Annotated in this window: 10 protein-coding genes; 5 read left to right on the top strand and 5 right to left on the bottom strand. The window is 73.0% G+C overall.

From position 1 onward, the window contains the following. From ACQEU6_RS46415 to ACQEU6_RS46405, 3 genes are all read right to left on the bottom strand, one after another. Positions 1 to 328 (bottom strand): recombinase family protein (locus tag ACQEU6_RS46415; RefSeq protein ID WP_499340772.1); only part of this gene is annotated, 328 nt, incomplete at its 3' end. Then, positions 321 to 746 carry a hypothetical protein gene (locus tag ACQEU6_RS46410; RefSeq protein ID WP_499340770.1) on the bottom strand — a complete coding sequence of 142 codons (426 nt, stop codon included), beginning with the start codon at positions 744 to 746 and terminating at the stop codon, positions 321 to 323. The genes ACQEU6_RS46410 and ACQEU6_RS46415, both read right to left, overlap by 8 nt. A gap of 179 nt (positions 747 to 925) precedes the next feature. Further along, positions 926 to 1,660, bottom strand: coding sequence for a hypothetical protein (locus ACQEU6_RS46405; protein ID WP_499340768.1), 735 nt, complete (start codon positions 1,658 to 1,660; stop codon positions 926 to 928). A gap of 143 nt (positions 1,661 to 1,803) precedes the next feature. On the opposite strand from ACQEU6_RS46405, the gene ACQEU6_RS46400 reads away from it, so the two are divergent. Then, positions 1,804 to 2,199 carry a hypothetical protein gene (locus ACQEU6_RS46400; RefSeq protein WP_499340766.1) on the top strand — a complete coding sequence of 132 codons (396 nt, stop codon included), beginning with the start codon at positions 1,804 to 1,806 and terminating at the stop codon, positions 2,197 to 2,199. A gap of 25 nt (positions 2,200 to 2,224) precedes the next feature. Here ACQEU6_RS46400 and ACQEU6_RS46395 read toward each other — a convergent pair whose 3' ends face one another. Beyond that, positions 2,225 to 3,064 carry a hypothetical protein gene (locus tag ACQEU6_RS46395; RefSeq protein WP_499340764.1) on the bottom strand — a complete coding sequence of 280 codons (840 nt, stop codon included), beginning with the start codon at positions 3,062 to 3,064 and terminating at the stop codon, positions 2,225 to 2,227. Positions 3,065 to 3,210: 146 nt separating this feature from the next. On the opposite strand from ACQEU6_RS46395, the gene ACQEU6_RS46390 reads away from it, so the two are divergent. Next, positions 3,211 to 3,546, top strand: coding sequence for a hypothetical protein (locus ACQEU6_RS46390; protein WP_499340763.1), 336 nt, complete (start codon positions 3,211 to 3,213; stop codon positions 3,544 to 3,546). Positions 3,547 to 3,836: 290 nt separating this feature from the next. Here ACQEU6_RS46390 and ACQEU6_RS46385 read toward each other — a convergent pair whose 3' ends face one another. Then, complete coding sequence (locus tag ACQEU6_RS46385; RefSeq protein WP_499340761.1) at positions 3,837 to 4,217, bottom strand: hypothetical protein; 381 nt, start codon at positions 4,215 to 4,217, stop codon at positions 3,837 to 3,839. Positions 4,218 to 4,451: 234 nt separating this feature from the next. On the opposite strand from ACQEU6_RS46385, the gene ACQEU6_RS46380 reads away from it, so the two are divergent. From ACQEU6_RS46380 to ACQEU6_RS46370, 3 genes are read left to right on the top strand one after another with little or no spacing between them, the layout of a single operon-like run. Beyond that, a complete protein-coding gene (locus ACQEU6_RS46380; RefSeq protein WP_499340759.1) occupies positions 4,452 to 5,048 on the top strand; it encodes a hypothetical protein in 597 nt (198 codons plus the stop codon). Continuing rightward, positions 5,045 to 5,665 carry a hypothetical protein gene (locus ACQEU6_RS46375; protein ID WP_499340757.1) on the top strand — a complete coding sequence of 207 codons (621 nt, stop codon included), beginning with the start codon at positions 5,045 to 5,047 and terminating at the stop codon, positions 5,663 to 5,665. The genes ACQEU6_RS46380 and ACQEU6_RS46375 overlap by 4 nt, the downstream gene beginning before the upstream one ends. Further along, positions 5,662 to 7,479 carry a hypothetical protein gene (locus tag ACQEU6_RS46370; protein ID WP_499340755.1) on the top strand — a complete coding sequence of 606 codons (1,818 nt, stop codon included), beginning with the start codon at positions 5,662 to 5,664 and terminating at the stop codon, positions 7,477 to 7,479. The genes ACQEU6_RS46375 and ACQEU6_RS46370 overlap by 4 nt, the downstream gene beginning before the upstream one ends. Positions 7,480 to 7,634: the final 155 nt, after the last annotated feature.

Genomic DNA, 7,634 nt, shown 5'->3' with positions numbered 1-7,634 from the left:
GCAGGTGGAACACCAGGCGCCCGGTCGGGCTGTTGGTGTCGATGCCCTGCTTGAGCACCTCCAGCTCGATCCCGCGCTCGCGCAGCAGGTCGGCCAGCGCCAGCAGATGCCGCAGGCTGCGCGCGGCCCGCGACAGCCGGGTGATGACCAGGGTGTCGCCGGCGCGGGCGTACTCCAGCGCCGCGTCCAGTTGCGGGCGCGAGGCCAGCTTCCCCGACGCGGTGTCGATGAAGATCTTGTCGCAGCCCGCCTCGGTCAGCGCGTCGTGCTGGGAGTCGGCCGACTGGTCCTGGGTGGACACCCGGCCGTAGCCGATCCGCTCACCCATCCTGGTCCTCGTCGTCGTCGGGGGTGAAGACCATGCCGATCGCGCCGGTCTGTGACTGGGCGTCGGCCAGCGCCTGCTCCAGGTCGATGGCCGCCAGCGCGACCCGGGCCAGCGCCGCGTTGGCGCTCTGCACGGCAGCGGCCGGGTCGCCGGCGTGCTCGCCGCCGCGCACCGCCAGGACGCCGTCGTCGCGCATCCGCGTCAGCCGGTCGACGAGCTGGCGGCCGAGCTGGTCCATGCCGCCGGCGGCCGCGCGCAGCGAGCCGATCACGCTGTCGATGGTCGCCGGGTAGGGCAGGCCCTTCTCGGCGTACTCGCCGGAGGCGTAGTTCAGCACCCTCACGGCCTCGGAGATCGTGTGCGCGACGTGCTCGGTGTACTGGGCGGAGTGCTCGCCATGCGGCGTCAACTCAACCATCGGGCGGTCCCCTTCCTAGGTGGGTTGGCCCCGGTCCCGGGGCGAGGTCTTCGAACGAGCACCATCGTGTCTCAAAAACGGTGATCCACTCAAGTAGCGAGACACAGTTTTCGGACATGAGTTTCGAGACTAGCTTGACCTGGGGGAACGGAACGCCGCGGCGGCGGCCGAAGACCGTCTCAGAAACGAACGTTTCCGGTCGCCTCTGGAGACTCCCCGGCTTCCTCGCCCGGCTCGACGGGGTCGCCGAGGCGGGCGAACCAGGACCGCGTGCCGTAGCCGCGGCGGGTGCCGGGGTCGGCCAGGTCCCAGCCGGTGACGGCGCGGCCGGTGAACGCGGTCACCGCGGCGGCCGCCGCCCGCTTGGCCCGGGTCACGCTCCCGGCAGGCACGCCGCGGCCCTTGGGCCCGAACGCCTCGACCTGGATCGGCGACGGGCTGCCCAGCCCCCAGCGCCCGTGCCGGAGCCACAGGCACACCTCCTCCGGGCCCCAGTCGTGGCCGACGCGCCGCGGCGTGACCGTGATCGTGCGGCCTGCCCGTCCGGCGGCCGCGCGGGATGCCCGCTCGTCCCGCGCCTGGGTCAGCCGCATGAAGCGGCGATGCGCGGCGCGGCGGTCGCTCACCCGCAGCGCCGGCGCGAGCTCCTCCCAGGTGGCCCCCGCCTCGCGGGCGGCCTCGATTAGACCGGCCTCCATCGCGGCGAGCCACTCGGCCAGGTGGTGACGCATCGCCAGCGCCGCCAGGGCCTCATCCGCGCTCAACTCGACGCCGCCAGGGGGCTCGGCCAGCACGGTCAGCCGGGAGACCATCACATGCTCGGACCCGTGCGGGAAGACGCGAGTGCGCCGGCTGTGGTCGGTCAGCCACCTCAGCGCGTCTTCGGGATCTATCAGGTCGTAGTCGGGATCCACGGGAGCACCTCCCCGGTGCGGCGGCGATGTCATCACCACGATGACGCATCCGTCATCACTCTGATGACATCTCCGGGAGCGAGGCGCGGCACGCGGGGCCGTCTCTCGGCTGACGCCCGCACCGGCGCATTACCGTGCCGCCCATGAGCAACACATCCCCCGAGTTCGACCGGCTGGCGCGGAACGTTGAGAGGATCCTCGGCGAGGCAGGCATAGCAAAAGCCTCGGACGTCACCGCAGGATTCCGTGTACTCGCCACACAGTGGGGCGTGGATGTCACCTTCAGCTTCGGCGACTACCTCGAACCGTCCCACGTGCGGGGCGTCGAAGACCCCCGCCACCGTGACCATCCCCTGCTGGTGTTTCGCCGCAGCGTGGACATGGTCATGCTGACCGCCTACTCGGCGGTGCTGCACGCCGCAGGTTTTACCGTGACCATCCACCCCGCCGACGAGAACGACAACGAGCACCTGATGGTGACCGCGGGCCCGCTGGAGGGAATCGACCCCACCCAAGAGATCAAAGACCTGCACCAGTAGGACCCGCAGGGCACCCCTTGGATCGTCAAGCCTCGCCGGACATGCGGCGGCGGTGGTGGCGGTAGGCGTCGGCGAGTTGCTTTTTGCGGCGGCTCTGCTCCTCGCCGAGAGCGGCGTGCTCGGCAAGGAGCGCGGCCCCTTCGGTGTCGACCCGCCGGCTCGCCTTGTCGGAGGCGTCCTGGGCGGTCGCGATGGTGTCGGCGTCGCCGGTGGAGACGGCGGCCTGGTACGCCTTGGCGGCGGCGATACTGGCGTCGCACAGCTCCCTGTGGCGGGCGAGTAGGGCGTCCATTCGGGCCTGGTCGGCCTCGCGCGCCTGGTCGATGCGGTCGGCGATCTCCCAGTACTCGGCGATGCGGGGGTACTCGGCGACGCCGGGCACCACTTCCGGGGCGGGCGCGGACGGCCGCGGCCCCAGGCCGCGGGCCCACCGCTCGTAGGGGGAGGACTCTTGGGCGGTCAGGGCGTCGGCGCGGGTCTGGGCGGTGGACCGCGCGACGTTCATCGCGGCGGCGAGTTGCCCGTAGGAGCCGCCCCGGTCCTGGTGCGCGCGGATCGCGGCGTCCCGGATGCCGTTCAGGCGGGGCAGGACCGTCTTGTCCAGCGCGACGATGAGCCCGCGCAGGCTCGCCAGGTCGTCGTCAGGATCCCCCGTCTCGCGGTACCGGGAGGTGAAGGTGCCGTCGCGCTCCAGGGTGCGCAGCAGGATCAGCGCCCACGCGGCCAGGTGCGCCGGTTCGCCGGCGGCCATCGCGTCGACGCCCAGCAGCGCCGCCTCCTCATCGGTCAGGGTGACGATCAGGTCCACCAGGCCCGGCGCGCCCTCGTGCTCCGGGTCGTGCCGCTCGACTGTCTGGAGTGGCATTGCTCTACCTCCGCTGTACGGGAATCCGTACAGCTGACTGTACGGGGAACCGTACAGATGTGCGCCTGAATCAGGAACACCCGTCTTGCCCGGGGCCGGCCTCGATAGCGTGCCGCCCCGACTCCAAGACGCGGAAGGCGGCTCCAATGGCGAAGCGGTGGGTCCGGTACGTGATGCCGGTGATGGTCGAGGTGGACGACGAAGCCGATGAGATCACGCGAGTGGTCACGCTGCCCGAAGAGATCCGCGAGGACCGCGACGACATGGGCAACTTCCTCATCTACGACGACCACTTCGTCCGCGAGGGAGACGAACCGGCGCCGACACACGCGTTCTGCGTCGCCGAACCACGCTGGGAACACCCCCAGATCCGCGTCGGCGGACCGATGAACTGGCCGAAACCTGTCGACTGGGAAGAGGGCTTCGACCTTACCGAAGCCGACGACCGGTACACCGAGATCAACCCGTACGCCTTGGACTAAGCGGGGGCAAGCGAGGATGTGCGGAGGTGCCACGACCGCCAGAGCAGGCGCACACAGCCCGGGGCGATGACCACGGGTGGAGCTCGCGTGCGCACACGAGCTCCACCCGCATCGAGGTGCCGCACCGGCGTGTGCGCACACGGTCGTTCCCCTCGGACACGAGCGGTCCGTGCCCATGCTGCCGCTCCGGCCGCAGACCATGGGGCCGCCGGCGGAGAGGGCATAAGGGAACCTGGCAACAGGGCCCTGAAGGACGCACGCGATGCGTTGCCGAATTGGGCTGTTGGGGGTCAAGCGCGGTCATGGTCACGGGCCGTGCGAAGCGCGGCTCGGGTGAGGAGCAGGGGCAGCAGGCACAGCAGTGACAGCCCCCACCGCATCGGCCAGGCGAGCTCGGAAAGCACACTCATGCCCGCCAGGAACGCCGCCACCGTCGCCAGCGCCAGGCAGCCCCAGAGCAGATATCTCGGGCGGCGGCCTTCCAGAGAACCGTCGAGCAGCACGAGATAGACGGAAAAGATCATGACGGCGACACTGACGCACAGGCCGCCCAGGACCCCCATGAACCAGTTGTGATGGCCGGCCTCTGCCAAGCCGGAGAAGACGCCGCCGAGTGCCGCCAGGGGGACGTTCGGGAGCAGGAATGCTGATGCCAGCCGCGGATCGATCATCAGCCCATCCTGTGAGCGTCCTTCACGGGGGGCTATCGCCTCGGGGTCGCAAATACCGCACCGCTTTCGTGTGGACGGCCGGGCCAGTCCCGGCCCGGCCGTCCACACGCCGCCAGGTATCAGCTTCTTTCGCCTCGGCGGTCCGGTTGACCATGGCACCGCCGCGCACAAGGGTGATCGGTGATGAACGGGTCAACGCCAGATCATGACGAAAGCGCCAGCGATGGCCTGACGATGCGGCATGTGTGGATCGCGGGCGCGGTCGGCGCGGTACTGCTGGTCGCGGTCCTGGCGGTCGCGTTCGCCGTCACCTCCGGAGACGGCGGCGGGCCGGACAAGCGCGCGGCCGCCGCCCCGCCGGCGGAGCGCACCACGGCGCCGCCACCCGCGCCCTCGGCGTCGCCGGCGCCGTCCGCTCCGGCGGCCAGCTCGGCGCTGCCGGCGGCGCCGGTCGTGCGGTGGCGGGGGACGCTGACGCTGGACGGTCCGAGCGCCGAGCGGGATCTGGACGTCACACCGCCGCGCCTGTCGGAGCGAAGCGGGGTGCCCGACATCCGGGGCGACTGGCTCAAGCCGATGGTGGAGGCCGAGTCGGACGCGCACGTCGTGCTGATGCGCCCCGGGAGCGAGCCCGGGGCGGCCCGGTGCCGGGACGCGGCGGCGACGGAGGGCACCGACGAGGTTGAGGTGGACGAGGGGGACGTGGTGTGCGTGCTGACCGCCGCGGGCCGGGTGGCGCGACTGACGATCGTGGAAGCGCACATGACCAGCACGGCGCCGATCGTCAGGGCCCGCGTGGTGATCTGGGAGATGCCGGGAGCCCGGCAGTGAACGAGGGCCAGGCCGCGGGCGGCGGGCCGGATGTGGCGGTGTTGGGGGTCGATCCGGGGCGGCGGTGGACCGCCGGCGTGCTGCGCGCTGGCGGCGCGGCGGTGGACGGCTGGACGCTCGGCCCGGTCGACTCCGGCGGGCGGCCCGATCCGGCGGCCGTCGACGACGTCGACGACGTCGCCGCGTGGGCCCGGTACATGCGGCGCGTCGTGGATCAGGTCGAGAGCACGATCGACCGGTACCGCCAGGGCGGCGGCGGGCCGGTGCACCTGGCGTGCGAGGTGATGGTGCCGCCGGTCGGTCGGCGGATCGCACTGGCCGATTGGCTGATCCCGCGCCAGCTCATGGCCGGACTGATCAGCTACGACCCCGGGACGATCCTGATCCGCGCGGCGGGGCACGGGCGGGCGCGGCCGGTCGCCGACCACTACCCGCCCGAACTGTGGCCAGCCAAGGGCCGTCTCGGCGGCCGCCCGGCCGCGTGGGGCCCCAACGAGGCGCGGCGCGGCGAACGGGATCACGAGCGGGCGGCGTGGGACATCGCCGGCGCCGGGGCGGTGGTGCTCGCGCGCCGCGCGGACGCCGCCCGGACGGCGGGCGGGACGGTCGCGCGGTGATGCGGTCGTGGGTGCTGGCGGTCGACCGGGCCGAGGCCAACCCGGTGGTGCGGGAGCTCGTCAACGCCGCCCGGGACGGGGCGTACTGGGGGTGGGCGGTCTCCCTGGTCGCGGCCGTGGCGGTGTGGGTGGGGCGCGGTCTGCCCTCGCCCGTGACGGCGGCCGCCGCCGCGGCGCTGATGCCGATCGGCGCCGGGCTGGCCTGGCTGCGGACCTGGCGCCGGGCCGCCGACGCCGACCCGGCCGACCGGCGCGCGGCCGCCGCGATCAGCGCGCGGGGCTGGCTCACCTTCTACGGCCTGGCGGCCGCGCTCATCCCCGCGGCCGCGCTGGCGGCCGCCTCGCCCGTCGCGGCCGTGGTGGTCGGCGCCGTGGTCCTGGTGGCGCTGGCCGAGCTGGCCGTCCTGACGATCCCGATCCGGGCGCGGGCGCGGCTGCTGGCGCGGCTGCGGATCGGCGCCCGCGCCGTCGCCGGCACCGAAGACGTCCGGGTCGGGCGGGCGCTGTGGAAGGGCCTGACCATGCAGCGGGTCATGGTCTCCTATCCCGCCGAGTGGGCCGCGCACCGCGACACTCGGCGCGACGACCTGGTCGAGCGGATGATGTGGGAGCTGTGCGGGCCGCCGCCGCGCACACCGGGCCAGGCGGCCCGCCGCCCGGACTACGCCTCCACCTGGGATCACGTGAACTGTCGTTTGGTGGTCGAACGGGTGCCGTCGCTGCCGCGCCTGCTGGCGGCGCGGGACTTCGGCCAGGGCGCCGGCGCGTTCGTCCTCGGCCAGACGCACGCCGAGGACGCCGACGCGACGCTGGACGGCCTGCCGGTCGCGCTCCACCAGCCGCGCAACCACACGCTGATCGTGGGCGGGACGCAGCACGGCAAGTCCTCGGGGGTGCGGGCGTGGGTGGTCGACGGCCTGACGCACGGCGTTTGGCCTGGCGGCGTGTGGTCGATCGACGGCAAGGGCTCGGGCTCCATGGCGCCCCTGATCGGCCGCCAGGGCGTGCACGCCGTCGCGCACGAGCCGGACGAGTGGCGCCGGGTCCTGGTGGACCTGGTGGCGCCGCTGGTCCGCGACCGGTACGCCGAGCTCCTCGCCTGGCGGGCCGGGACCTCGACGTCGCGGCCGCGCCATCCCCGCGCCCTGCTGCTGCTGGACGAGATCCAACAGGTGCTGCTGTCCTGCCCGGACCTGGCGGGCGTGCTGGACACCCTCGCGCGCCAGGCCCTGGAAGCCGGGGTGATCCTGTGGGTGATCACGCAGCGGCCCGACGCCAAGGACGCCGTACCCGGCGCCATGCGTGACCAGCTCCTGGACCGCGTCACGTTCGGGCCCCTGTCCGGCTCCGGCGCCAAAATGAGTTTCGATCTGGCGGGCGACGACTGGCACAAGGCGCTCGGCGTCGCGCCCGTACCAGGCCGCGCGCTGACCTACATCGACGGCGCATGGCGGCTGGTTCAAGCGCCCTGGCTGCCGATCCCCTCCGACGTCCCGGACGCCGAGGACCTGTATCCGCCCCGCGGCGGCCACAGAGCCGCTGAGAGCGCCGCTGAGGGCCCGCCGCCGCCGTCCGACCCGTACGCCTCCTACGGGCCGCCTCCGCCGCCGCACCGGCCGCCCGGGGACGCTTCCCGGGCCCCTGAGCCGCCGTCGCAACCCGCGACATGGCCGCCTCCGCCGCCCGTGCCGCGCCCCGCCGCGGACAACCCGCCGCCGGCACCAGCCGATCCGGTGGGGGAGATCATCGAGGACTTCGGAGAGAGCCCGGAGTACGACCCGGGGACGGCCCGCCGGCGGCGCCGCAAGGACTGAGCGGGCGGCCCCGATCAGACGTGATCACGGCCAGGGAGCCGACTCGGGGCTGTACAGCGGAGTCCCGAAGGGACTCCGCTGAGTCTACCCCCGCGATTCGCTCAACCGTCTGCGACGCCCTGGTTGCTTTCGTACTGCTCTTCCCGGCTGCTCTT

The sequence above is a fragment of the Spirillospora sp. CA-108201 genome (genome assembly GCF_050936235.1).
Lineage (GTDB): Bacteria > Actinomycetota > Actinomycetes > Streptosporangiales > Streptosporangiaceae > Spirillospora.
The sequence above is the reverse complement of the archived record's forward strand: the minus strand, read 5'-3'. Positions and strand labels throughout refer to the sequence as shown.